The organism is Promicromonospora iranensis, from assembly GCF_028994775.1.
Lineage (GTDB): Bacteria > Actinomycetota > Actinomycetes > Actinomycetales > Cellulomonadaceae > Promicromonospora > Promicromonospora iranensis_A.
Genome location: NZ_JAJQMN010000009.1, coordinates 181,524 through 206,369 on the forward strand (window position 1 = coordinate 181,524; position 24,846 = coordinate 206,369).

The window sequence follows — 24,846 nt, forward strand, 5'->3', positions numbered from 1 at the left end:
TTGTGGAGTATCCGAATGGTCTTGGATAGGCCGGTATCGAACGCTCCTGAGCAACAGAGGCTGCCGCTCCCTGGGGAGCGGCAGCCTCTGCGCTGCTCGCGACACTGCCGGACGCGTCGCGTGCCCGGGTCGGGCTCGGATCACATGGCGGCGGTCGGCAGGGAGAGCGCCGCGTAGACGCCGGCGCCGACCAGTGCGAGGTACAGCACGGTGAAGGTGATCGAGAGGCCGAGGCCCCACTTCGAGAGCTTGCTGTCGAGGCCGGCCTTGCCTGCCTTCGAGACGGCGATCGCCGAGACGATGATTCCGATCGGGGGCGCGATGAACGCGAGGATGAAGCCCACGATGGCCAGGGTGTTCGCCTGCGGGTCCTGGACTGCGCCCTGGACGGCTGGTGCGCTCGGGGTCTCGGTCATGAGGACTTTCCTTTCACGGCCACTGTTCCGGCCGCTCGACTGCGGGCGCGGGTGCGCCCGTTGGGACGCGGGCCAGTGTGAAGCATCCCGAGATCCACCCGGAAGTCTTCATTGCGTTGTACGCCCGAATCGTTACCCTTGACGATCGTGGGTGTCCTCACCGTCCGAGTCCGACGTCGTCTCCGTGGAGAGCGGGTGGGAGTGATTCACCCTGACCGAGTGAAAATTACGCCGGTTGAGTTCACCTCGGCGTGATAGTCCTGTGCAAGGATCCGAACGGCACGTACTGCACCACGAAGTGGTGCACCGACCGAGGGGGCGACGCGTGAGCGACAAGGCAACGAAGCCGGTTCCGCACACGTCCCGTACCGGTCTGCGCAGGTTCCTCCGCCCCGCCTGGACGGGCGCCCTCGCCACCGTGATCGCCGTGGGCGTGCTGTTCACCGCCTCCGCCAGTATCCCGGCCTCGCACCTCGCCGGAGGGAACGACGGCGAGCTGCCGATCCGGCTCAACGGCCTGGTCGAAGGCTTCACGGTCGGCGAGACCGAGACCGCGCCGAAGGGCGTCACGCTGGCCCAGATCGTCGCCGTCCTCGAACGCGCGGAGGAGCAGGCGCAGGATCAGGGGCCCGACTTCAGCCCCGCGATCGCCCAGGCCGCCGCTGAGCTCGGCATGCTCTACACGACGTACCAGATGCAGCAGCTGGCGTTCGGCGAGAACAACAAGGGCCTCCGCGTCGAGGACGCGCCGGTGGCACGCGGCGCCCAGGACGACGTCGATGACCCGGCGGACGACGGCACGAAGGACGGCACCGAGCAGGACGGCGCTGAGCAGGACGGCGCTGAGCAGGACGGCACCCACCGCGACAGCGAGAAGCAGGAGGGCCGCCCGCAGCCCCGGCCGGCCGACGACGAGCCGCCCGCGGTGCAGGTGTCGAACGAGCGCACCTCGGTGGTCGACCCGCACGCCGAGGACCCGCACGCTGAGGACCCGAACGCCGGCTACGTCACCTACGACGAAGTGGTGATCGCGGCGGTCCGCCTCGCGAACATGCTGGACCCGTCGGTCCCGAACGCGCTCGTCGAGGTGGAGGGGGCCGAGGAACGCCAGCGCTTCTCCCTGCGTGAGAGCCTGCTCGACGTCGTGAGCACCTTCGGTGGTTCCACCACCGGCTACGCGAACGGCCGCATCCCGGCCGGCGTGCTGTGTCCGCTGGAGTTCGCCCCCGGGCACATGTTGCGCTGCGACGCGGCGGAGCGGTTGACCGCCCTCAGTGCGTTGTTCGAGCAGGAGTTCGGCTATCCGATCCCGATCACCGACTCCTACCGGTCCTATGCGGCCCAGATCACCCTGGCCGGTATCAAGCCGCACCTCGCCGCGATCCCGGGCACGTCGAACCACGGCTGGGGCATCGCCGTGGACCTCGGCAACCCGATCGCCGGCGGCAACTCGCCCGAGTACGTGTGGTTGCGGCTGCACGGCCCGGACTACGGCTGGGACAACCCGTCCTGGGCACAGCTCGACGGTTCGAAGCCGGAGCCCTGGCACTTCGAGTTCTTCGCGGCGGGCTCGATCCCGAACCGCGCGATCGACCCGTCCGACGTCGGGGCGTGGACGCCGAGCGACGACTCGACCCCGCGCTACAAGCCCGCGCTCGACCCGAAGCCGAGCGGTGGGTCGGACGGCGGCGACGGCGTGCGCAAGCCGCCTGCGAAGCCGGGCGACCGGCCGAGCGACAACCCACCGTCGCAGAAGCCGACGAAGCCGACCGAGAAGCCGACGCCGTCCAAGCCGACCAAGCCTGGTGGCTCGAAGCCGTCGCCGACGCCGTCGGAGCCCGGCGAGGAGCCGTCGGGGGAGCCCAGCGGGGAGCCGACGCCGACCCCGACCCCGAAGCCAACCCCGAAGCCAACCCCGACCCCGAAGCCGACGCCGACCCCGTCGCCCAGCCCGTCGCCGTCCGACCCGACGTGCCCGAGCGACGAGCCGGAGCCGAGCCCGAGCTCGTCGCCCGAGCCGAGCGCCAGCCCCGAGCCGACGCCCGATCCGAGCTCTGGCGCCGGCGACGAGGAGCCGGACGAGCCGTGCGCGGCCGACGAGACCGACGGCGAGAAGGACGCGGACGCGAGCGGTCAGGACGGCGGGTCCAGGACGACGCCTACGGCGCTCGCCGCGACCCGCCCCGCCGAGCTCACCCTGATCAGGAAGCGAGGGCTGACCGCCACGTGACGACCGAGCAGACCCCGAGCGACCGGACCGAGGCGGACCGGTCGGGAGGTGCTGCCGGTGACCCGCGGCGGTTCCTGCGGTCCGGGCGTCTCGAGTCGATGCCGCGGAGGTGGCGTGACAAGGTGGCGGTGACCCGGTATCTGGCGGCGCAGGCCCTGCCCGACCTCCTGGAGCCGGTGACGGAGCGTGAGCTGACCGACCGGCTGGTCGAGCTTGCGGACGACCCGGTCGGCATGCGGCGTGCGATGGTGGACCACGGTCTGGTGCAGCGCACCCGGGACGGTGCCGAGTACTGGCGCACCGAACGGACCGAGTACGACGTCTGAGTTGCCCGCGGGTGATGTCTTGACCATATTGCGAGACAACGAAGACTCGCCTTTTCGGGATAGGAAATTTCATGAGCGAAGAACGCGCCGTCGCGGCGCTGGAGGCGGCGGGTATCCCGTTCGAGGTGACGCGGCACGGTCAGGTCGCGAGCCTCGCCGAGGCCGCCGCCGCTCGCGGCGTCGAGCCGGCGAAGCTGATCAAGACGATAGTGGTGCGCAGGGCGGCCGACGACTACCTGTTCGTGCTCGTCCCCGGTGACCGGCAGATCTCGTGGCCCAAACTCCGTGCGCTGCTGGGCGTGTCGCGGCTCTCGATGCCAAGCAAGGACGTGGCTTTCGAGGTCACGGGCTATGAGAGGGGAACCATCACCCCGTTCGGGTCGTTCCACAGGTGGCCCGTCGTCGCGGATTCCCGGCTCGCCGAGCCGGGACCCGTGTCGATCGGCGGAGGTGCGCACGGTGTGGGCGCCACGGTTGACGCCGTCGATCTCACGACGGTGCTCGACGCCACGGTTGCGGACGTGACCGACCCCGTCTGAGGTCCCCTCGGACGGGGATCGAGCAGGCCCGCGACGATGCGGAGGCCGCGAATTCTCCTCCGTGCAACGTGACCGTAACGCCTTGGGGGTGGACGGAAGCCATGTGCCGGGTGAACACTCGCCTTAGGCAATTCTTGCCCCGCCCGGCCAAGGAGCGGTCAGCGCGCACCAAGAAGCGTCCAAGTCAGAGTTCAAGCCAGTGTGTAGAAGTCAGTGTCTAGCGAAGTCGAGGCCCGACCAATGCAGGACGGAGCGAATGACCCCATGGACCCTCTCCCGTCAGACTCAGCGCAGGACATGGTTCCCGGTCGCCCGGGATCCGGTATCGCCTGCCGGAACACCTATGAGGGCACGGTGCTGACCCTCTGGGGTGACATCGACGCGCTGCTGCGCGAGAACGCGAGCGAGGCGATGGCCACGCTCGCGGCACGACCCGATCCCGATCCCGTCATCGTCGACGCCCGGGATGTCACGTTCATCGACTCGTCCGGCGTGGCCTTCATCCTTCAGGTGTTCGTGCTCGGCGAGGAGACGGGTTCGCCCGTGCTGCTCCGTGAGCCGTCCGCCGTGGTCATGGAGGTCCTGGACATGGTCGGCATCAGCCAGCGAATTCCGGTGGTCCGCAGCGCCGCGGCCAGCGCCTGAGCCGAATCGCACCACATCTGGTCGGTCGCGTCCGATCAGTCGAAGGAGTGGCACCCTTGTCCGGTGAAGAACTGGGCAGCGAACCTCACCTACTCCTCCGCGCGCATCGAGCGCCCACGGACCCTCGCGGAGCTCGCCGGCATCGTCGCCGGTGAGCCCCGCGTCCGGGCCCTCGGCTCGCGCCACTCGTTCTGCGACGTCGCCGACACGACAGGCGTGCACGTCCAGGTCGACCTGCTGGACGACGGAAGGCCGCCCCTCGAGGTCGACCCCGCCACGGGAGTGGCGTCGGTTCGCGCGGGCCTGCGTTACGGCGAGGTCGCCGCCGCTCTGGACGCCGAGGGCCGTGCGCTCGGTGCCATGGCCTCCCTGCCGCACATCTCGGTCGCCGGTGCCGTCGCCACGGGCACCCACGGTTCGGGTGACGGGACGCGCTCGCTGGCGGGCGACGTCGTCGGCGTGGAGCTGATGACCGCTTCCGGTGAGGTGCGGACCCTGCGCCGCGGCGACGCCGACTTCCCGGGGTCGGTGGTGGCGCTCGGCGCCCTCGGCATCGTGACCCGCGTGGAGCTGGCCACCGTGGAGTCGTTCGACGTGCGCCAGGACGTCTTCACCGGCCTGCCGTGGGACGCGTTGTTCGAGAACCTCGACGCGGTCATGGGCAGCGCGTACTCCGTCAGCATCTTCACGAGCTGGTTCGAGCCCGACGTGCGCATGGTCTGGTGCAAGTCCCGGGTCCCGACAGGCTCGGCCGGCGAAGCACCCTCGCTCCCGGTCGAGCTGGGCGCCACGCCGGCAACCCAGCCGATGCACCCCCTGCCGGACGTCGCCGCCGTCGCGTGCACCGAGCAGGGCGGGGTGCCGGGCCCGTGGTTCGAGCGGCTCCCGCACTTCCGGCTGGACTTCACGCCGTCCCTCGGCGAGGAGCTGCAGTCCGAGTACCTCCTGCCGCGCACCGCGGGGCCCGACGCCGTCCGCGCCGTGCGGGCGCTCGGGGACCGGATCGGCCCGCTGCTCCTGACGTCGGAGATCCGTACGATCGCCGGCGACGACCAGTGGCTCAGCACCACGCCTGAGGACAGCCTCGCGTTCCACTTCACCTGGAAGCAGGACTGGCCGGCCGTGCGGGCCGTGCTGCCCGAGCTGGAGGCGGCGCTCCTGCCGCTGGGCGCCCGCCCGCACTGGGGCAAGCTGTTCACGGTCCCGGTGGCGCACCTTCCGGCCCTGTACCCGCGGTTCGGCGACTTCGCCGAGCTGGCCGCGCGGCTCGACCCGACCGGCAAGTTCCGCGGTGGATACGTCGACAACCTGCTCACGGAAGGAAATTGATATGGCAACGATATCGCTTTCAGGGCGATTTTCTCGGAGGATCAACGTATGAGCGACGCGCAGAGAACAACCGCGCAGCCGGAGAAGCGGGAGCAGTTCAGCGGACAGCTGGGATTCATCCTGTCCGCTGTCGGGTCCGCTGTCGGGCTGGGAAACATCTGGCGCTTCCCGGGGGTGGCATACGAGAACGGTGGAGGCGCGTTCCTGGTGCCCTACCTGGTGGCGCTGCTCACGGCGGGCATCCCGATCCTGTTCCTGGACTACGCGATCGGGCACCGGTTCAGAGGTTCGGCACCGCTGGCCTTCCGCCGGGTCAAGCGTTGGCTGGAAGGCCTGGGCTGGTTCCAGGTCATGATCTGCTTCGTGATCGCCGTCTACTACGCGGTGATCATCGCGTGGGCGCTCAGCTTCTTCGTGTACTCGTTCGACCTGAGCTGGGGCGACGACACCGCGGCCTTCTTCACGGGTAGCTACCTCCAGCTGGCCGACGTCGGTGGCGCGGACCCGTGGTTCACCCTCGACTTCGTCTCCGCGGTGCTGATCCCGCTGGTCCTGGTGTGGGTGGCGGTGATCGTCGTGCTCGCCGCCGGCGTGGTGAAGGGCGTGGAGAAGGTCAACTTCATCTTCATCCCCCTGCTGTTCCTCGCCTTCGGCGCGCTGGTCGTGCGGTCCCTGACCCTGCCGGGTGCCGTCGACGGGCTCAACGCGCTGTTCACCCCGGACTGGGGTGCGATCGCCGACCCGGCGGTATGGATCGCCGCCTACGGCCAGATCTTCTTCTCGCTGTCCATCGCGTTCGGCATCATGATCACCTACGCCTCCTACCGGAGGCGCCGTGCCAACCTGACCTCGCCCGGCCTCGTGGTCGCGTTCGCCAACTCCGGGTTCGAGGTCTTCGCGGGCATCGGCGTTTTCGCCGCGCTCGGCTTCCTCGCGAACCAGCAGGCTGTTGCCATCGCCGAGCTCGAGGGCATCTCCGGTCCGATCCTGGCGTTCGTCACGTTCCCGGCGATCGTGTCCGAGATGCCGGCCGGGCCCCTCTTCGGGGCGCTGTTCTTCGGCTCCCTGGTGATGGCCGGGTTCACGTCGCTGATCTCGATCCTGCAGGTGGTCTCGGCGTCGTTCCAGGAGAAGTTCGGCTGGACGCGCACGCAGGCCGCGATCCGCATCGGCCTCGTGGCCGCGGTGATCTCCGTGCTGGGCTTCTCGACGACCACCGGCCTGATCGCCCTCGACACCGTCGACAACTGGGCCAACAACATCGGCATCGTCGCGTCCGCGGTGGCCACGACGGTCGCCGTCGGGTGGGTGCTGCGGCGCTCCGGCGAGATGCGGTTCCACCTCAATGCGGTCTCCACGCTCCAGGTGGGCCGCTGGTGGACCTTCTGCATCATCGTCCTCGGGCCGGTGGTGCTCACCTACATGCTCGTCTCGCGCATCGTCAGCCTGATCCAGGACGGGTACGAGGGATACGCGGCGACCTACCTCGGCGTGGCCGGGTGGGGCACCGTGGTCGTGCTCGTCGTCGGGGCGGCAGTGCTCACCCTGATGCGGTGGCGCGTCGAGCCCGACAAGTTCGATGCGTGGCCCACCTACGGAGGTAAGTCATGACCGGCGAAGCAATCGCACTCCTCGTCGTCTCGCTCGTCGTCGTGTGGGGCGGGCTCGCGGTGAGCATCATCGCGCTCGTCCGGCGACCCGAACGGGCCGACTTCCCGCAGGGCTGGCAGCACGAGGGTGGTCCGGAGGACCGTCCGGAGGAGCCGGTCGAGCACGACACGTGAGCAACGCCTCGGCAAGTCGGCCCCTGGCCGGCTTGCCGAGGTGTTTACGCAGGCCAACCCCGATATGGGCGGGTGAAACCTCGGGGTAATACGTTCTACATCACGATGTGACATCGGTCTCGAACTTGCGGGTTTACGTCAGGGGAGCGCCACGGTTAGGTGAGACTCGCACACGAGGCGCTCAGTGCGCCGTCGGGTCCTCTGCTCCCCTGATGACAGAGATCTGCCGGGTCGTACCGCCTCGTGACATACCAACGATCCGACCCAGGAGACCCCTGATGCGCAGGCTTCCCGCCCTCACCGCTGCCACGGCACTCACCGCTGCCGCCCTCGTCCTCACCGCATGCACCGACGCGTCGCAGCAGACAGCTGGTGGCGCCGCGACCGACGAGGCCGGTGCCGAGGCATCGTTCGACCCGTCGACCGTCGAGGCCGACGAGGAGATCGCCGCGATGCTCCCGAAGGAGATCGCGGACAAGGGCACGCTGTCCGTCGGTTCCGACACCGCCTACGCGCCGGCGGAGTTCATCGACGTGGACGGCAAGACGCCGGTCGGGTTCGACGTCGACACCGTGACAGCGGTGGCAGCCGTGCTCGGCCTGGAGGCCGACGTCCAGACGGCTCCGTTCGACGGGATCATCCCCGCCATCGGCTCCAAGTACGACCTGGGCATCTCGGCGTTCACCATCACGGACGAGCGCACCGCCGAGGCGAACATGATCAGCTACGCCGTGGCGGGCTCGCAGTTCGGCGTCGCCACCGGCAACCCCGAGGACTTCGACCCCGAGAGCCTCTGCGGCACCACCATCGGCGTGCAGACCTCGACCATCCAGGACGACGAGCTCACCGAGGCCACCAAGACGTGCGAGGAGGACGGCGAGGAGCCCATCGAGGTCGTGCGCTACGAGTCGCAGGCCGACGTCACCACCAACCTCGTGGGCGGCAAGCTCGAGGCCATGTACGCCGACTCGCCGATCACCGCCTACGCCGTGGAGCAGACCTCCGGCGAGGTCGAGACCATCGGTGAGATCAACGACGCGGCGCCGTACGGCATCGTCGTCTCGCAGGACGACGAGGAGCTGACCGAGGCCGTCCAGGCCGCCGTGCAGAAGCTCATCGACGACGGCACGCTCGAGCAGATCTTCGCCGGCTGGGGCAGCGAGGACGTCGTCGTGGACGAGGCCGAGCTCAACCCGGCCGAGTGACTCTCACCCCAGGACAGAGAAGAGGGGCGAGATGAGCTCCAGCAAGACTCCGGCGTCGGGCGTGGATCCGGTGCCCAACCGGATCCAGGCGCGGCCCGTTCCGCGGCCCGGCCGCCTCGTCGCGGCGGTGGTCGTCCTGGTGCTGGCCGCCATGGCGGCCAACGCGCTGATCACGAACGAGAACTTCCGCTGGGACGTGGTCTGGCTCTACCTGCGCGACGTCGTCATCGTCCGCGGTGTCATGTGGACGCTGATCCTCACGTTCGCGTCCATGGCGATCGCCGTGGTGCTCGCGATCACGCTCGCGATGATGCGCCGGTCCGACAACCCTGTGATGCGCTGGGTGAGCTGGGTCTGGATCTGGTTCTTCCGGGGCACGCCGATCTACACGCAGCTCATCTTCTGGGGCCTGATCGGGGTGCTCTACCCGCGGCTCTCGTTGGGTATCCCGTTCGGGCCGGAGTTCTTCACGTTCCGGACGGACGACGTCATCACGGCGTTCTGGGCGGCACTGCTGGGCCTCGCGCTGAACGAGTCCGCCTACCTGGCCGAGATCGTCCGTGCGGGCCTGACCTCCGTGGACCCCGGCCAGACCGAGGCGGCGAAGGCGCTCGGTATGAAGGACGGGAAGATCATGCGTCGTGTGGTGCTGCCGCAGGCCATGCGCGTCATCGTGCCGCCGACAGGCAACGAGACCATCTCCATGCTCAAGACGACGTCCCTGGTCGTCGCGGTGCCGTTCGGTCTGGAGCTGACCTTCGCGGCCGGCGCCATCGGCAACCGGATCTTCCTGCCGGTGCCGCTGCTGGTCGTCGCGGCACTCTGGTACCTGCTCATCACCTCGATCCTGATGGTGGGCCAGCACTACCTGGAGCAGTACTACGGACGCGGGTTCGGCACGGCCACCGGTCGCCGCGGCAAGGACAAGGGCCCGGGCGGCAGGCAGGCAGCCATCGCGGCCGCAGGAACGGTGAAGGAAGACGTCAACAGGGAGGTGACACCATGAGCGTCGTCGCCGACTCCGCGGCCGCTCCGGCGGGCGCCACCGACATGGTCTCCGTACGCGCCGTGCACAAGGTCTTCGGTCACGGGCACGACGCCGTGCACGTCCTGAAGGGCGTCGACCTCGACGTCGCGCGGGGCGAGGTCACGGTGATCCTCGGCCCGTCCGGGTCGGGCAAGTCCACCCTCCTGCGCTGCATCAACGAGCTGGAGGAGATCACCGGCGGCTCGGTCGTCGTCGGCGGTGAGCTCATGGGCTACCGCAAGGACGCCAAGGGGACCCTTCACCGGCTGCACCCGAAGGCGGTCGCGAAGCAGCGCTCGCGCATCGGGATGGTGTTCCAGCGGTTCCACCTGTTCCCGCACATGACGGCGCTCGAGAACATCATGGAAGCGCCCGTACAGGTGCGGGGGATGTCGAAGAGGGCGGCGAAGCAGCGCGCGCTGGAGCTCATCGAGCGTGTGGGGCTGTCCGACCGGATGGACCACTACCCGGCGCAGCTCTCGGGCGGCCAGCAGCAGCGGGTCGCCATCGCCCGGGCCCTCGCGATGGATCCGGAGCTCATGCTGTTCGACGAGCCGACGTCGGCCCTCGACCCCGAGCTCGTGGGTGAGGTCCTGTCGGTGATGCAGGACCTGGCGAGGTCCGGCATGACGATGATCGTGGTGACGCACGAGATCGGGTTCGCCCGTGAGGTCGCCGACCACGTCGTGTTCATGGACGACGGCGTCATCGTCGAGAGCGGACCGCCGAGCGCGGTCCTGGACGACCCGACAGAGGCGCGCACGAAGGACTTCCTGTCCCACGTCCTCTGACTTCTCGTTGAGTGCGGGATATTTGCGGGTCAGGACCGCATTTCTCCGCAGATATCCAGCACTCAACGAGGCGGGTGGGTCAGGCGGGGAGGCGGAGGGTGAAGCGACAGCCGCCGCCTCCGGGACCCGGCACGTTGCTGACCGACGCCGTACCGCCGTGGGCCTCGGCCACTCCACGAACGATGGAGAGGCCGAGGCCCGCGCCGCCTCCCGGGGCGTCCCCGCGCTCCGGGGTGCGCGCCCCCGAGCTGCGCCAGCCCGCCTCGAAGACGCGGCCGAGGTCCCCCTCGGGGATCCCGCCGCACTCGTCCTCGACGGTGACCACCACCGTGCCTGCCCCGTCGCCGGACGCGCCGCCCGACGCCGTGCCGGCCGCGGCGCCGGTGCCCTCCACGCACGCCACAGCCACGTGGACCGTGCCGCCCGGGCGGGTGTGCCGGATCGCGTTGACGAGCAGGTTCTCCATCGCCCGGCCGACCTGCTGCGCGTCGAGGGACGTCACCACGGGGTCGGTGACGTCCCACGCCAGGGTGACCCCGCCGGCGTCGGCCAAGGGCTGCGCGGACGCGATCGCGTCGGAGGCGAGGTCGGCCACGGCGACGGGCTCGCGGCGCAGCGTCGCCGTGGGGGACTGGAGGCGCGAGAGGGCGAGGAGGTCGTCGACCATGGCCGCCATCCGCCGGTTCTCCGCCAGGATCCGGGGAACGTGCTCGTCCACCGGACCGACGCCGTCCTCCAGCGCCTCCGCCAGGGCGCGGACGGCCGCCAGAGGGGTGCGCAGGTCGTGCGACACCCAGGCCACCATCTCGCGGCGGCGCACCTCGACCTCCCGGTCGCGCTCCGCCGCCGCCTTCTCGGCGGCCGCCTCGGTGGTGACCCTGCGGATCCGCGCCGTGAGCACCAACCCGACGGCGAGGGCGACCGGCACCGTCGCGAGCAGGAGCAGCAGGACGGTGGTGGAGTCGGCGTCGGACAGGAACATCGCCCGTGCGCTCGCGTAGACGCCCGCCGCGACCGATCCCACGACGACGAGCGGGGCGAGCGTCGCCGCGAGGGCGACCCGGCGGCGGGCGAGGGCGAACAGGGCGACGGCGCCCACGGCACCCACGGCCGCGGCCACGGAGACGGACAGGACCACGCCCTCGAGGTCGTTCACGCGCCACCTCCGGCCGGGGCGGGCGTCGCGTCCCACCGGTAGCCGACCCCGAACACCGTCACCAGGCGGATCGGCCGGGACGGGTCGGCCTCCACCTTCTCGCGCAGCCGACGCACGTGCACCGTCACGGTGGACTGGTCGCCGTACTCCCAGCCCCAGACACCGCGCATGAGCGACTCGCGGTCGTGCACCTGCCCGGGGTGGGCGAGGAACCAGCGCAGCAGCTCGAACTCGCGCACGGTCAGCTGCAGCTCGGATCCGCCGCGGGTGACGCGGTGGGCCGCCGGGTCGAGGCGCAGATCGCCGTCGTACAGGGCGCTGGGCGCCTCGTGGGCGTGCGCGGGGCGCGCAGCCGGGGACACGGGCTCGGTCGCCGTCCAGGCGCTCGCAGCGGGCACGACGGCGGCCCCCGCGCGGCGGAGCAGCGACTGCACCCGCAGCACCAGCTCGCGCGGGCTGAAGGGCTTGACCACGTAGTCGTCGGCGCCGATCTGGAGGCCGAGCACACGGTCCTCCTCCTCGCCCCGTGCTGTCAGCATGAGCACCGGCAGGTCGGCGCGGGCGGCGCGCAGGCGCCGGCACACCTCGAGGCCGTCGATGCCGGGCAGCATGAGGTCGAGCACCACGGCGTCGGGTGGGTCCCGGGTCGCGGCGGCCAGCGCGGCGGGGCCGTCGGCGGCGTGCTCGGCCACGACACCGGCGCGTTCCAGGTAGGCGACGACCACCTGCGCGACGGTGGCGTCGTCGTCGATCACGAGTACTCGGGCCACTTCTGAAGGGTACGGGCGCGCGTGGCAGGATCGCGGCGGTGGACGGGGCCGTCAGGATCTCGTAAGAACCCGTTCCAAAAGTGCGCAACCCCAGTGGTCCTGCCCTGCGTCTATGGTGCATGACGCACACGAAGCGACGCGGACGGCGTCGCCAACCAGCGCCGGGGCAGGTCTCCGGACAGGGTCCCGGGCGGTGCTCCGGATGAGCGAGGTAGCGGTGAGTCCCGAGGTACAGCCGAGCAGCGGCGAGATCGCCGTCGTCCGGAGCGGTGTGGACCCCGTGGCGGACTTCACGGCCTTCGCACAGGCGAGCACCCCGGCGCTGTACCGGATCGCGTATCTCCTGTGCGGCGACCAGCACCGTGCGCAGGACCTGGTCCAGCTGGCTCTCGAGCGGACGTTCAAGGCATGGAAGAAGGTAGGCGACGGCGACCCGTTCGCCTATGCGCGCCGGGTGCTGTCGACCGCGCGCATCGACACCTGGCGCCGCACCCGTCGTGAGGTGCTCACCGACGACCCCGGGAGCACCACCCGGGTGCGGACCGCCCCGGCGTCGGACGCCGAGCTGGCCGAGCGCGACCGGCTGGTGCGCGCGCTCATGGCGCTGTCGGTCAAGCAGCGCCGGGTGGTGGTCCTGCGTTATCTCCTGGACCGTTCCGAGTCCGACACCGCTGTCGAGCTGGGGATCTCCGCCGGCACGGTCAAGTCCACCGCCTCACGTGCCCTGGCGCGCCTGCGCGTCCTCGTGGGCTCCGACGGCGAGAGGAGCCGATCATGAACGTGCACGACATCCACGCGAAGCAGGACGCGGCGATGATGGCCGGACTCCGGGCGGCCGGGTCGACCATCGAGCCACCTCCATCGCTGGACCCGACCGCCATGGCGGTCCGTGCGGTGCGCACCGTGCGCCGGCGCCGGGTGGTCGCCGCGGCGACCGCCGGTGTGGCGGCGCTGGTGCTCACCACGGCAGGCATCGGTGCGGCCGGTGCGATGTACGCCGACCGGCAGGAGCCCTTGCCGGGAACCGACAAGACGACGGCCGAGTCGGCGCCGGCGGAGGACCCGGAGCCGACGGCGCCGAGCCCGAGCGTCGAGCCGGATGCCGCCCCCACGGAGTTCCTGAGGACCGGCGGCGGGACGTTGCCGGTGCTGCCGGGCGTGGAGCACGGCGTGGTCCCGGACGGTGCGCACTCTCCGTACATCCTCGGCGGCCTCTGGTACGAGGTGCCGCCGGGCGGCTGGATCGCCGTCGGCGACGTCAACGCGGGCGGGGTCGCCGGGTGGCTGGACCCGGAGCACCCGGAGGCCGGCGGCCTCGGCGAGACCGGCACCATCGACGACATGGACGCCACCATCGAGCTGCGGAACGTCATCGACGTCGCGGACTGGACGGTGCCGGCGCGGAACTCCGGCGCGACGACCCTGGACATCGAGGGGGCGGACCTCGTCGTCATCGAGCAGCACGAGCGGGAGGGCAGGATCCGGCCTGCGACCATCCGGATCCGCAGTGGCGCCGAGGGCTGGGTCATCGAGACCCGGTTCGCGGCAGACGCGCAGGGTGACGAGATGCTGCGCAACTTCCTGGGCAACCTCTGGCTCAAGGACGCCGGAGAGCCCGACTGGTACCAGCCGGAGTTCTCGAGACCCGTCCTCGCCGCCATCGAGCACGAGGTGCCGGCCGACTGGATCAGGACCGAGCACAACGGCCTGAAGTTCGCGGTGCCCCCGGGCTGGACCGACAAGAAGACGGAGGGAGAGTTCACACCTGGCGTCGAGTGGACCGGTCCGAACCTCACGCACGTCGACCCGGGCATCGACCCGGAGACCCTCGACCTGTGGCAGGACGCCACCCGGAAGGAGAAGGTGCAGGCGGCCGAGGAGGTCGAGTGGCCCGAGCGCGTCTACGTGCAGGGCGGCAAGCCCGGCGGCAACTGGTGGAGCCAGAGCATGGACGCACCGCAGTCCCAGATGATCGACGTCCCGGGTGCCGACTACGCAGAGGTGCTGCCGACCGCCCACAACGCGGACGGTGAGACCGACTACTACTGGGTCGACATCTACCTCCACCAGGAGGACCAGGGCGAGAACCTGTTCCTCGTGGTCGAGTTCGACGGCACCGAGCAGGGCCTCGAGGACCTGCACACCTTCCTGGGGTCGCTGGACTTCCGGCGCTGATCCGTCCCGCACGACCTGGCACGTGTCGGATGCGCAGGTCACCGCGGTGATCGGTCTATCCGACACGTGCTCTGTCGTCTCCTCGATGGGCCAGGCCGCCCGAGCTCTCGAAGAAATTCGTGAAACTCGATGGAACCTTCGTCCCTGCCGGCCCGTGTTCCGTTCGTGACAGTCACGAGTCCGCGCGCACTAGCGCCAGAGTCCCGGGTCCCCAAGCCCGTGACCCTGCGCGTCGTGCGCGCCGACTCCAGCTCTGCGGACGACCTGGAGACCGTGACCACCGAGCAGAACACCCCAGACTCCCTATCCACCACGATGCCGGACCCGATGTCGGACGGCGTCACCGCGAAGCCCGAACCCGTTCCCGCGACCCGGCCGCTCACAGTGGTTCGAGGTGAGGCGGAAGGCGTCGATGACGTAGCCTCGCTGCCCGTGCGGACAGACCGGCCTACGGCCACTCACGCGCGCAGGAACGCACAGATCTCGAAGAACGAAGAGTTCACCGCGTTCATGCGAGAGGCCAAGGATCCCCTCCACCGGATGGCCTTCCTCCTGAGCGGTGATGCGCACCGCGCCGAGGAGCTCACCCAGCAGACCTTCGAGCGGTGCTACCGGCACTGGCACAAGGCCAGGGCGGGGGACCCGCTGGTCTATGCCCGGCGAGTGCTGGCCAACCTGCGGATCGACGCCTGGCGTCGCACGCGGCGCGAGGTCCTGACCGGCCCTGACGAGCTGCCCCAGGACGACGCCCGCGTCGCTCGCGCGGCAGCCCGGATGCCCACGCGCACCGTGGACGATCGCGACGCCGTCGTGCGCGCGCTCCTGCGCCTTCCCCTGAAGCAGCGCCGCGTCGTGGTGCTGCGTCACCTGCTGGACCTGTCCGAGTCCGAGGTCTCGAACGAGCTCGGGATCCCCCTCGGCACGGTGAAGTCCACAGCCTCGCGCGGCCTCGCCCACCTGCGCGCGATCCTCGACATCGATTCGCTGGGCGGAAGCCGATGAACATGAACTCCTCCCACGGCACCCCCGACGACGACTTCGTCGCCCGGGTCCGCCAGTCGGCGCACGCGGCGGTACCCGCGTCGACGCTGGACCTGGACAGCGTCCTGCGGTCGAGCCGTCGCAAGCACGCCACCCGGCGGGCGGGCGTGACGCTGGCCTCGACGCTGGCGCTCGCCACCGTGGGGGCGGGGGCCGCGGGTGCGCTCCCGGGCATCCCGGGCTTCTGGAGCAGCGCGCCGGTCGAGGTGGAGACCACCGACGCACCGCCGTCGACGCTCGAGGGCGAGGTCGACGTCGACCGCCCCGTGCCGTCGCCCACCGACATCCCGTCGCCGGACCCGGAGGCAGAGCTCGCCTACCTCGCACCAGGTGTGCGGACGGTGGCGGAGCCGGCGACGTATCGCGTCGACCGGGACACCGTGGTGCTCGACCTCGGTCTGGACGCCGGGGGCGGAGACCGCTATCTCGCGGTCGTGACCCTGGCGAAGATCGACGGGCGCCACAGCGCCACGGACCTGGAGGTGCTCGCCGGTGGTGACACCGCCCTCGAGAACCTCCGTGCGGGGAACCTCGGTGGAACTCTGCTCTGGCGGGGCGTCACGTCCGACGCGATGGTCCTGCCGGCCGACGGCGGACCGGCGCTCGTGTTCGGTTTCTCCTCCGGGGCGGCCGAAGGGGACCAGCACCTTGTCTTCGACGACCCGCTGACCGGCGGTGCCGCGGGCGCGCAGGGGGCGCCCGCGTCGCCGGAGCCGGGCGACGGCGAGGGCTCGGGCGCGCCCGAAGCAGGTGCGTCGCTCCGGGTCACGCCGTTCGACGTGCTCGGAGACGGCAGTGTGTGGATGCGGGTCCTGCAGGTCGACCGTTCGACGGCGGAGCCGCGCGGTTTCCTCTACTCGAACCAGGACACGTGGAGCGCCTCGTGGTGCCGCACCACCTCGCCCGAGTGCGCGGTCATCCACGACGTCGCCGGTGAGTCGGTGGACAGGCCGAAGGCAGCGGCGCCCGCGCCGATGGTCGCGGAGCTCACCCCGATGCTGATCGAGGACGCGGAGGCGAACGAGGTTCCCGCGATGGAGACCTGCGTCGCGCAGCGCACCGGCAGCGACTGGACGGCGCCGCCGCAGCTCACGGGCAAGTCGTTCTGGCAGGCGCCGAAGGGCGTGGACGCCGACGTCTGGCGGTTGTGCCTGATCGACCTGAGCGAGGCGTTGCAGGTCGCCTCGACGAGCGAGGCGCCGCCACCACCCGGCGACGTGACGCCGAGCCCGGCTCCCAGCAAGGAGCCGACCCAAGCTCCCGAGGACGAGGATCCCCTCGGCCTCGGTGAACTCCTGGATGGACTCTTCGGGGGTTGAGACTTCCCGGTCCACGTCTCGTCTGGGGAGATGGCGTGGGCCGGGAACACACGAACGGGCCGAGGCAGAGTCTGGGGATCTGCCTCGGCCCGTTCATCTTCTGACCGGCAGCGGCCGGCCGGTGCCGACCGGCCCGTTCCGGACTACTCGCCGTCCTCGCAGGCCACACCGTTGCCGTTGCGGTCGAGGTGCGGCAGGTAGCCCGGCTGTCCGTTCGCCAGCGGGGCGGCACCGGCGGCGCGCACGGCGTCACAGTTCCAGTAGAAGACGGTGCCAGGGTTGCCACCGTTCCCGTTCCCGTTCCCGTTGTCGTCGTTCTCCTGCTGTTCCTGCTGCTGCTGCTGTTCCTGCTGTTCCTGCTGCTCCTGCTGCTCGAGCGCGGTCTCGCGCTCCTCGAGCTGCGCCTCACGGTCACCGAGTGCCTGTTCGCGCGCCGCCACCTCGTCGCGCTGCTTCTCGATCCGAGTGCGCTGCGCCTCGATGTCGGCGCGCTCTTCCTCCATCTCCGCCCTGATGTTCTGGGCATCGGTGATCGCCTGGTTCGCGTCGGCCTGCTGCCCCGCCGTCACGATCACGCCGACGATCACGCCGAGGGCGAGTCCGGCGACGGCGATGGCGATCATGACCCCGGCACCTGGCGGACGTGAGCCGCGCTGGCGCCCGGGGGCACCCGGACGTACCCCGGCAGGTGGCGCGACCGCGACGGGACCGCGCGCCATCGGCGTACCGGGTTCGGGGTGGTGCGCGTCGTCGATGCTCAGCGGCCCGGGACCGGGCCGCGGTCCTGGAGCAGGCGGGCTCGCGGTCGCGCCGCCTCGCCCGCCCAGGCTCTTGAGGGCGGCCAGCACGCCGGCGGTCGGGCCCTTCTTCGGGGCCTCCGGAGGCGGGGGCGGAGGCGCCGTCCCGGTCTGGGGCGGGTAGACCGGTTGTGGACCTGAGCCGGGCCGCGGTGGACCCGGCGTCGGTGGCGCGCTGATCGGCGCCATGGTCATGGTCGAGCCCATCGCCTCCGCGGCCGACATGGCGGGCGGGGCCGGTGCTACGGATGCCGGTCGGGCGGAGGGGACGTCGATCACCTGGATCGCGACGGTCCTCGTGTCCGCACCCGCGCCCGTCAGGTCGGCGGAAGCCGGGCCGGAGCCGGTCGGCGCCGGTGGTGCGGGCGGCGCGGGGGGTGCGGGCTGCGCGGACGGAACGGCCGCGGCTGCGCGGTTCGCGCCGTCGGGCTGCGGTGCGTCGGGTCCGTCGACCCAGTAGTTCCAACCCGGCGGGGCCGGGGGCCACGACGGGTCGGGAGCCCAGGTGGAGTCGGGTCGGAATCCCGGGGGCACCTGCCAACCCGGAGGCGGGTTGAAGCGCACGGGCATGGTTGCTCCTTCGATACGGTCGGCCCCACTATCGGCCATCCAGGCGGTTCGACGCCAGAACTAGGGGTCTAACCGGACATATCTACCGCCTGCGAGGGTGACAGTAGCGCGCCTGTGTCAGGGGTCACTGGTAGACCTGTGGGCATGTTCCTCCTGGAGCGCCACGACGCAGGCACCCTCGTGCACTCGGCAAGTGACCTCGTGATCGCCGGCGAGTGTGAGTTCCGCCTGTTGAGACGCCTCGACGAGCTCCTGGGTCGTAGCCCGCGCCGGGCGCGAGAGGAGGACGAGATGCTCGCCCGCACGGCGGCGCTCGGTGAGGACCACGAACGGCGGGTCCTCGACGGCCACCTCCGCACCTTCGGCCCGGCGACCACCGGTCGCCCGGGTGGCGTCCTCGAGGTGCCGCCCGCGCGTCGGATGGCCCGCGACGAACTGGTCGACGCGCACTCCCGGACGCTGGCCGCGATGGAGCAGGGGGCTGACGTCGTCTACCAGGCCTCCTTCTTCGACGGCCGGTTCCACGGGCGGGCCGACTTCCTGGTGCGCGACCCGCTCGGTGAGATGGTGCACGTGAGGGGCACCGCGGCCGGTCCCCAGCCGCGCTATGCCGTGCACGACTCCAAGCTCGCGCGCCGCACCAAGGTCAGGGCGCTGCTCCAGCTCGCCGCGTACGCCGACCAGCTCATGGACGCGCGGATCGACCCGACGGACGAGGTTCATCTCGTGCTCGGAACAGGGGAGACCACGTCGCACCGGCTGGCCGACCTGCTGCCTGTCTTCCGCAAGCGGCGCACGCGGCTGATCGAGGTCCTGGACACCCATGTGGCCGACGACGCCCCGGTGAGCTGGGGTGACGACCGGTACCTGGCCTGCGGCAAGCTCCGCGACTGCCTCGACTGCGCCGAGGCCGCCGCCCAGGCTCGCGACGTGCTGCTCGTCGGCGGGGTGTACGGGGTGCAGCGGGCGAAGCTGTCGGAGTCCGGGATCACGACGATCGACGGGCTCGCGGTGGCCGAGGAGCCGCCGGACGGCATGGCTGCCGCCCGGTTCGAGAACCTGCGCGCCCAGGCACGTCTCCAGCTCGGGTTGGACGACGGCGACGGCTCGGTGGTGCTCGACCAGCTTCCCGACGGCGTCGACCCCGACGGGCCGGACGCACGGCTGCGCTGGCAGCTCATCGCGACCGAGGGCATCGACCGGCTCCCGCCGCCGAGCCCGGGCGACGTGTTCTTCGACTTCGAGGGTGACCCCCTGTGGGAGGACGCGCGCCTGCCCGGCGATGACCAGGCGCCCGCCATGGGCCTCGACTACCTCTTCGGCTGGGTCGAACGCCCTGGTCCGGGCGACGGGACCCCGCCGTTCCACGGGCTCTGGGCGGACGACCTGGCGGGGGAGCGTGCCGCGCTCGTCCAGTTCGTCGATTACCTCAACGTGCGCCTCCGGACCTACCCCGACCTGCACGTCTACCACTACGCCGCCTACGAGAAGACGCATCTGCTCTCGATCGCGGCGCGCCACGGCGTGTACGAGGACGAGGTGGACCAGCTCCTGCGCGACGGCGTGCTGGTCGACCTCTACGCGGTGGTCCGGTCGTGCCTGCGCATCTCGAACCGGTCGAAGTCGATCAAGAAGCTCGAACCGCTCTACATGCAGGACGACCCGGCGCGCGAGGGCGTAACGAGCGCGACGGCCTCGGTCACGGAGTACGCGGAGTACGCGAAGCTGGCCGCCGACGGGGCGGACCGGGCGGCGGAGCTCAAGCAGCGGATCCTGGACTACAACGAGTACGACTGTCGGTCGACGTTGCGGTTGCTCGAATGGTTGAGGTTCGCGCGGGCGTCGGTCTCGTCGGTCGAGCCTGTCGAGACCTCGGTGGTCGGGGGCGTCGAGACCCGGGTGGCTGGGGCGGTCGTGGGGAGCGAGAACGCGCGCGCGGATGCGTTCACGGGCCCCAAGGGGCCCTCCACTTCGGGAACAGATACATCCGCGCGCGCATTCTCGCTCCCCACGGCCTTCGCTTCCGACTCACCTGGTGGAGATGGTGCGCCTGGGTCCAGTGGGGGGACCGATCCGCGCGCGGGTGGGGGTGGGTTGGCGGGGGCTGCTGAGGAGAGTCCTCGGGCGGTGGCTCGGCGGGAGGGGCGGGAGCGGCGGCTCGCGCTGGCCGCCGCGATCGCCGAGCGGGTCGGGGAGAACCGGGGGGAGCGGTCGCTCGAGGTGCAGGCGCTCGCGCTGCTGGGCGCGGCCGTCGGGTACTACCAGCGTGAGGACAAGCCGTTCTGGCAGGAGCACTACGCGCGGCTGGAGCTTCCGCTCGACGAATGGCCGGGCCGGAGGTCGACGTTCCACGTGGAACGTTCGACGGTGCTGCGGGACTGGGCGGTCGTCGGGCGCGACCGGCTCCCCTCTCGGGAGATCGAGCTGGTGGGTCGCATGCTCGACGGTTCACGGGTCGACGGGTCCGACCTCGGCGTCGGTGACACGGTGCACGTGCTGTACGACCAGCCGGTACCGCCCGTAGTGGGGGAGCTCGAGGTAAGGGCCGTGCGAGGCGAGCACTCGGGCGGCGTGATCCAGGAGGTGCGGGAGCCCGGCGAGCGGGACGACGTGCCGCGTGGGCGCGACGTCGTCGTGCTGCGAGAGCGGCTGTCCGGCGGAGCGGAGCCGCACGACCAGGCGCCTGTCGCGCTCGCGCCGCAGTGCGGACCGGCGCGCGACGCCCAGGAACGGGCGGTCGAGGAAGCCGCCCGTGCGGCACTCGCCTCGTGGGACGCGGAGCGTGCACTGCCCGACGGTGCCGCGATCGACCTGCTGCGCAGGCGCCCGCCGCGGCTGGTCGACCCTTCGACAGGCTCAGGACAGCGCCCTTCCACCGGAGAGAGGGGTGGGGCTCTGCCCGCGCTGGGCAACGAGGGGAATGGCGGCCGCGATCTCGAAGCGGCGGTCCATGCGGCCGTCGAGCGGCTCGACCACTCCTATCTCGCGGTGCAGGGCCCTCCGGGTACCGGAAAGACCCACGTCGGTTCGCACGTCGTCGCCAAGCTGGTGGGGGCGGGCTGGCGGGTGGGCGTGGTGGCCCAGTCGCATGCCGCCGTCGAGAACATGCTGAGAGCCATCGTCGACAAGGCGGGCGTTCCCGTCGAGCAGGTCGCGAAGAAGCAGCGGGCGAAGGGCACGGAGAAGGGCGTCGCCCAGCCGTGGCAGGAGCTGACGAGCTCCCAGCTCGCGGACTGCGCCGCAGCCAGCTCCGGTGGCTGCGTGGTCGGTGGCACGGCGTGGGACTTCGCGCACGAGCGCTGGCCTGACGGTGGCCTCGACCTGCTGGTCATCGACGAGGCCGGCCAGTTCTCGCTCGCCGACACGATCGCCGTCGGGCGGTCCGCGCAGCGGCTCCTGCTGCTCGGCGACCCGCAGCAGCTCCCGCAGGTCAGTCAGGGTAAGCACCCCGAACCGGTTGACGAGTCGGCGCTCGCCTGGCTCGCCGCGGGCAGCGCGGTGCTGCCGGACGGCCTCGGCTACCTTCTGCCCGAGTCGTGGCGCATGCATCCAGACGTGTGCGCCGCCGTGTCCCAGCTCTCGTACGCCGGACGGCTCTCGGCGCATCCGGTCACGACCACACGGTCACTCGAGGGTGTGACGCCCGGAGTGCTGCACGTCCCGGTGGCGCACGAGGGACGCTCGACGTCGTCCCCGGAGGAAGCGGCCGAGGTGGTGCGCCAGGTGCACGAGGTGCTCGGCCGGACGTGGGTGCCGGGCGGCGGTCACCCGCCCCGCCCGCTCGAGCAGGACGACGTCGTGGTGGTCGCCGCGTACAACGCGCAGGTCCACCTGGTGCGCCAGGCGTTGCGTGCTGCCGGCCTCGATGATGTTCCGGTCGGCACTGTCGACATGTTTCAGGGGCGGGAGGCGCCGGTAGCGATCCTGACGCTCGCCGCCTCGACACCCGATGACGTCTCCCGCGGCATGGGATTCCTGCTGTCGCGCAACCGCGTCAACGTGGCGGTCTCGCGTGCGCAGTGGCGTGCGGTGGTGATCTCGTCACCCCGGCTCACCGACTACCTGCCGGGCGACCTGGAGGCCAACGGTGTTCGACACCTCATGGAGCTCGGCGGATTCCTGCGGCTCATCGGCGGCTGAACGAGAAACTGCTGGTCGAGCTTGTCGAGGCCAACAGATCTCGACAAGCTCGACCAGCAGTTTTTCTCGACCAGCAGTTGCCCGGCCAGCAGGTTGCTCGACGAGCAGGTCCTGCTTCAGGGCGGGGGACTAGAACTCGCCGCCGCCGAAGTCCCCGCCGCCGAAGTCGCCGCCTCCGCCGAACATGTCACCGAAGAAGCCTCCGCCGGCGTCGCCACCCGCGTCGCCACCGGCGTCCGCCCCGGAGGCCTCGACCGGCTCGGCACCCGGGTCGCCGCCCTCGGCGCCCGCTTCCTCGCCACCACCCTCGCCACCGCCCTCTTCGCCACCGGCGAAGTCCTGCGCGGGGTCTCCGAAGGAGCTGCCGAACATCATGTCCGCCACGGCCGAGCCGATGACCATGCCACCGATCGTGCCGAGCATGCTGGCACCGAGCATCGAGCCGAAGCCAGGTCCACGGCTCTGGCCGAAGTTGCGCTCCAGGGTGCCGGGGTTGCGCATCTCGGCACGGGTCGCCATGCGGGCCAGGTCGCGCGGCTCGTCGGACGTCGCGCGCTCGTTCGCGGGCACGGTCTCGCTCAGCTGGGCCTGGACCTGCCGCCGCTGCTCGGGTGTGAGCTGGGCGAACGCCTCGGCGTGCGCCTCCTCGACCTGGTCCGGCGGGGCGGTGCGGAGCAGGTAGCGGTAGCGCTCGATCGCCACCTCGTCCTCGCTGCGGCCTGTACTCGCGGCCGACCCGTACACGGGTGCGGTGCCGTACTCAGGGGACTGGCCCGGCTGCTGCCGGTACTGCTGCCGCGGCGTGCTGCCGCCCTGGTACATGCCGGGGATCTGTTCGCGCGGCTCGCGGCCGAGCAGTCGGTCGAGGAAGCCCATGATCTCGTCCTTCGTAGGTGACGGTCCAGGTGGGGAACGCCCGGCGTGGTCCAACGGTTCCGGATCGGGCCGTCAGTCCACGGGGTGAAATGGCGAAGGCCCGGTCACCTCGAAAGGTGACCGGGCCGACGTCGTACAACCGGCGACGAACTCAGACGAGCTCAGCGCGGTGGTTGCGAAGTTTGAGGGATCAGATCGGGCGGATGTTCTCCGCCTGCAGGCCCTTGGGGCCCTGCTTCACGTCGAACTCGACGCGCTGGTTCTCCTCCAGTGAACGGTAGCCGTCCGACTGGATCGCGCTGAAGTGGGCGAACACGTCCTGCCCACCGTCCTCGGGTGCGATGAACCCGAAGCCCTTCTCGGCGTTGAACCACTTGACGGTTCCGAAAGCCATGTACTGCTCCTTGCATGAGGCGACGACCCCGACCGTCGGGATCGCATAATTACGGTGTCGTCGTCATCTCACGGAAGAACGATCGAGGCACTGCAACGTCACCTACCCTACCCGCATGAGGCAAGGAAAGCCCGACCAATCTTGAACGAGTTTGTGTGAGCCGGGTTTTGAGGCCCGATTTTGGCCACTTGTCGCCGGTGTCGGGAGCGGATGTTAGAACGGTTGGCATGAACGCAGCCACCGACATCCCGTCCGTCACGCTCAACAACGGCGTCGAGATCCCGCAGGTGGGCCTGGGCGTCTTCCAGGTGCCGGACAACGGCACGCAGGCGTGCGTGGAGACCGCCCTCGAGCTCGGCTACCGGCACATCGACACCGCCGCCGCCTACTACAACGAGGAGGGCGTCGGCGCGGCCATCCGAGCCACCGGCGTCCCGCGCGAGGACATCTTCGTTACCACGAAGCTGCGCAACGGCGACCAGGGTTACGAGAGCGCCCTGAGCGCGTTCGAGAACAGCAGGAAGGCGCTCGGGCTCGACGTCGTCGACCTGTACCTCATCCACTGGCCGGTCCCCGGCCGTGACCTCTACGTCGAGACCTGGCGTGCGTTCGAGAAGCTGCTCGCCGACGGCGCAGTGCGCGCGATCGGCGTCTCCAACTTCTTGCCCGAGCACCTGGATCGCCTGGTCAGCGAGTCGAACGTGGTGCCGGCGGTGAACCAGGTCGAGCTCCACCCGACCTTCCGTCAGCCCGCCACCGTCGAGCGGAGCCGGGCCCACGGCATCGTCCCCGAGGCGTACTCGCCGCTGGGGCAGGGGGCCGACCTGGAGGCGCCGGCGGTGGTCCGGATCGCTGACGAGCTGGGTGTGACCCCCGGCCAGGTGGTCCTCCGCTGGCAGGTGCAGCACGGGGTGATCCTGATCCCGAAGTCCGTGAACCCGGAGCGGATGGCGACCAACATCGACCTGTTCTCGTTCTCGCTCACGGACGCGCAGATGTCCGACATCGATGCTCTGCACGCGCCCGAAGGCCGGATCGGGGCCGACCCGGCGACCGCATCGTTCACCCAGTTCCGCAGCTGATACGAAGGGCCGACGGCGGCGTGCGGGGGGTTGCTCGAGCAGACCCGGCACGTCGCCGTCGGCACTTTTCTTGCTCGTTCGAACCCTGTTTCACCCCTGCTCTTGGTGTGCGGTGTGACCTGGGTAACATCCCCGTAACGATCGAGTCGATGTGACGGACTAGACACACTCGTGACACACAGTGTGACTACGTTCATCGCCACGACGAGGCAAGTCGCCGCGTCAGGTTCACTC

General features: G+C 70.6%; 22 protein-coding genes. 16 read left to right on the top strand and 6 right to left on the bottom strand.

Annotated elements, in window-relative coordinates:
* Window positions 1-140 precede the first annotated feature (140 nt).
* On the bottom strand, window positions 141-416 hold the full coding sequence (locus tag LUU90_RS18120) for a hypothetical protein (RefSeq protein WP_275005068.1): 276 nt from the start codon (window positions 414-416) through the stop codon (window positions 141-143).
* A gap of 325 nt (window positions 417-741) precedes the next feature.
* Between LUU90_RS18120 and LUU90_RS18125 the strand changes: the two genes are divergently transcribed.
* The 10 genes from LUU90_RS18125 to LUU90_RS18170 all read left to right on the top strand — a co-directional run bounded on the left by LUU90_RS18125 (window position 742) and on the right by LUU90_RS18170 (window position 10,292).
* Window positions 742-2,646: a M15 family metallopeptidase gene (locus LUU90_RS18125; protein WP_275005071.1), complete on the top strand. Its 1,905-nt coding sequence runs from the start codon at window positions 742-744 to the stop codon at window positions 2,644-2,646.
* Complete coding sequence (locus LUU90_RS18130) at window positions 2,643-2,972, top strand: DUF2087 domain-containing protein (protein WP_275005072.1); 330 nt, start codon at window positions 2,643-2,645, stop codon at window positions 2,970-2,972. Before LUU90_RS18125 ends, LUU90_RS18130 begins: the two co-directional genes overlap by 4 nt.
* 71 nt (window positions 2,973-3,043) lie before the next feature.
* Window positions 3,044-3,511 (top strand): aminoacyl-tRNA deacylase, encoded by a 468-nt coding sequence (locus tag LUU90_RS18135; protein WP_275005073.1) that lies wholly within the window; start codon window positions 3,044-3,046, stop codon window positions 3,509-3,511.
* A gap of 354 nt (window positions 3,512-3,865) precedes the next feature.
* Window positions 3,866-4,156 carry an STAS domain-containing protein gene (locus LUU90_RS18140; protein ID WP_274994573.1) on the top strand — a complete coding sequence of 97 codons (291 nt, stop codon included), beginning with the start codon at window positions 3,866-3,868 and terminating at the stop codon, window positions 4,154-4,156.
* A gap of 63 nt (window positions 4,157-4,219) precedes the next feature.
* Window positions 4,220-5,485 (top strand): FAD-binding protein, encoded by a 1,266-nt coding sequence (locus LUU90_RS18145; RefSeq protein WP_275005075.1) that lies wholly within the window; start codon window positions 4,220-4,222, stop codon window positions 5,483-5,485.
* Window positions 5,486-5,533: 48 nt separating this feature from the next.
* A complete protein-coding gene (locus LUU90_RS18150) occupies window positions 5,534-7,096 on the top strand; it encodes a sodium-dependent transporter (RefSeq protein ID WP_275005076.1) in 1,563 nt (520 codons plus the stop codon).
* Entirely contained in the window at window positions 7,093-7,269 is a 177-nt protein-coding gene (locus LUU90_RS18155; RefSeq protein ID WP_275005077.1) for a methionine/alanine import family NSS transporter small subunit, read from the top strand. The genes LUU90_RS18150 and LUU90_RS18155 overlap by 4 nt, the downstream gene beginning before the upstream one ends.
* A 278-nt stretch (window positions 7,270-7,547) precedes the next feature.
* Entirely contained in the window at window positions 7,548-8,474 is a 927-nt protein-coding gene (locus LUU90_RS18160; RefSeq protein WP_275005079.1) for an ABC transporter substrate-binding protein, read from the top strand.
* A gap of 31 nt (window positions 8,475-8,505) precedes the next feature.
* The gene (locus tag LUU90_RS18165) at window positions 8,506-9,480 is read left to right on the top strand and encodes an amino acid ABC transporter permease (RefSeq protein WP_275005080.1); all 975 of its coding nucleotides are present in this window, start codon (window positions 8,506-8,508) and stop codon (window positions 9,478-9,480) included.
* Entirely contained in the window at window positions 9,477-10,292 is an 816-nt protein-coding gene (locus LUU90_RS18170) for an amino acid ABC transporter ATP-binding protein (RefSeq protein WP_425596257.1), read from the top strand. Before LUU90_RS18165 ends, LUU90_RS18170 begins: the two co-directional genes overlap by 4 nt.
* Window positions 10,293-10,371: 79 nt before the next feature.
* Here the strand turns inward: LUU90_RS18170 and LUU90_RS18175 are convergent, their stop codons facing one another.
* The gene (locus LUU90_RS18175) at window positions 10,372-11,448 is read right to left on the bottom strand and encodes a sensor histidine kinase (protein ID WP_275005082.1); all 1,077 of its coding nucleotides are present in this window, start codon (window positions 11,446-11,448) and stop codon (window positions 10,372-10,374) included.
* Entirely contained in the window at window positions 11,445-12,218 is a 774-nt protein-coding gene (locus LUU90_RS18180; RefSeq protein WP_275005083.1) for a response regulator transcription factor, read from the bottom strand. Before LUU90_RS18180 ends, LUU90_RS18175 begins: the two co-directional genes overlap by 4 nt.
* Before the next feature lie 202 nt (window positions 12,219-12,420).
* On the opposite strand from LUU90_RS18180, the gene LUU90_RS18185 reads away from it, so the two are divergent.
* From LUU90_RS18185 to LUU90_RS18200, 4 genes are all read left to right on the top strand, one after another.
* Window positions 12,421-12,996: a SigE family RNA polymerase sigma factor gene (locus tag LUU90_RS18185; protein ID WP_275005084.1), complete on the top strand. Its 576-nt coding sequence runs from the start codon at window positions 12,421-12,423 to the stop codon at window positions 12,994-12,996.
* Window positions 12,993-14,393: a hypothetical protein gene (locus tag LUU90_RS18190; protein WP_275005086.1), complete on the top strand. Its 1,401-nt coding sequence runs from the start codon at window positions 12,993-12,995 to the stop codon at window positions 14,391-14,393. Before LUU90_RS18185 ends, LUU90_RS18190 begins: the two co-directional genes overlap by 4 nt.
* A gap of 234 nt (window positions 14,394-14,627) precedes the next feature.
* Window positions 14,628-15,395 carry a SigE family RNA polymerase sigma factor gene (locus tag LUU90_RS18195; RefSeq protein WP_275005088.1) on the top strand — a complete coding sequence of 256 codons (768 nt, stop codon included), beginning with the start codon at window positions 14,628-14,630 and terminating at the stop codon, window positions 15,393-15,395.
* Window positions 15,396-15,397: 2 nt separating this feature from the next.
* Entirely contained in the window at window positions 15,398-16,753 is a 1,356-nt protein-coding gene (locus LUU90_RS18200) for a hypothetical protein (RefSeq protein ID WP_275005090.1), read from the top strand.
* Window positions 16,754-16,896: 143 nt separating this feature from the next.
* On the opposite strand, the gene LUU90_RS18205 is transcribed toward LUU90_RS18200, so the two are convergent.
* On the bottom strand, window positions 16,897-18,120 hold the full coding sequence (locus LUU90_RS18205) for an excalibur calcium-binding domain-containing protein (RefSeq protein ID WP_275005091.1): 1,224 nt from the start codon (window positions 18,118-18,120) through the stop codon (window positions 16,897-16,899).
* Between the two features lie 144 nt (window positions 18,121-18,264).
* Between LUU90_RS18205 and LUU90_RS18210 the strand changes: the two genes are divergently transcribed.
* Complete coding sequence (locus tag LUU90_RS18210) at window positions 18,265-22,260, top strand: TM0106 family RecB-like putative nuclease (RefSeq protein WP_275005092.1); 3,996 nt, start codon at window positions 18,265-18,267, stop codon at window positions 22,258-22,260.
* A 129-nt stretch (window positions 22,261-22,389) separates the two neighbouring features.
* On the opposite strand, the gene LUU90_RS18215 is transcribed toward LUU90_RS18210, so the two are convergent.
* A complete protein-coding gene (locus tag LUU90_RS18215; RefSeq protein WP_275005093.1) occupies window positions 22,390-23,136 on the bottom strand; it encodes a hypothetical protein in 747 nt (248 codons plus the stop codon).
* Between the two features lie 190 nt (window positions 23,137-23,326).
* Window positions 23,327-23,530 carry a cold-shock protein gene (locus LUU90_RS18220; RefSeq protein ID WP_116677330.1) on the bottom strand — a complete coding sequence of 68 codons (204 nt, stop codon included), beginning with the start codon at window positions 23,528-23,530 and terminating at the stop codon, window positions 23,327-23,329.
* A gap of 227 nt (window positions 23,531-23,757) precedes the next feature.
* Here LUU90_RS18220 and LUU90_RS18225 point away from each other — a divergent pair, with 227 nt between their 5' ends.
* A complete protein-coding gene (locus tag LUU90_RS18225; protein ID WP_275005094.1) occupies window positions 23,758-24,612 on the top strand; it encodes an aldo/keto reductase in 855 nt (284 codons plus the stop codon).
* The last annotated feature ends 234 nt before the right edge of the window (window positions 24,613-24,846 follow it).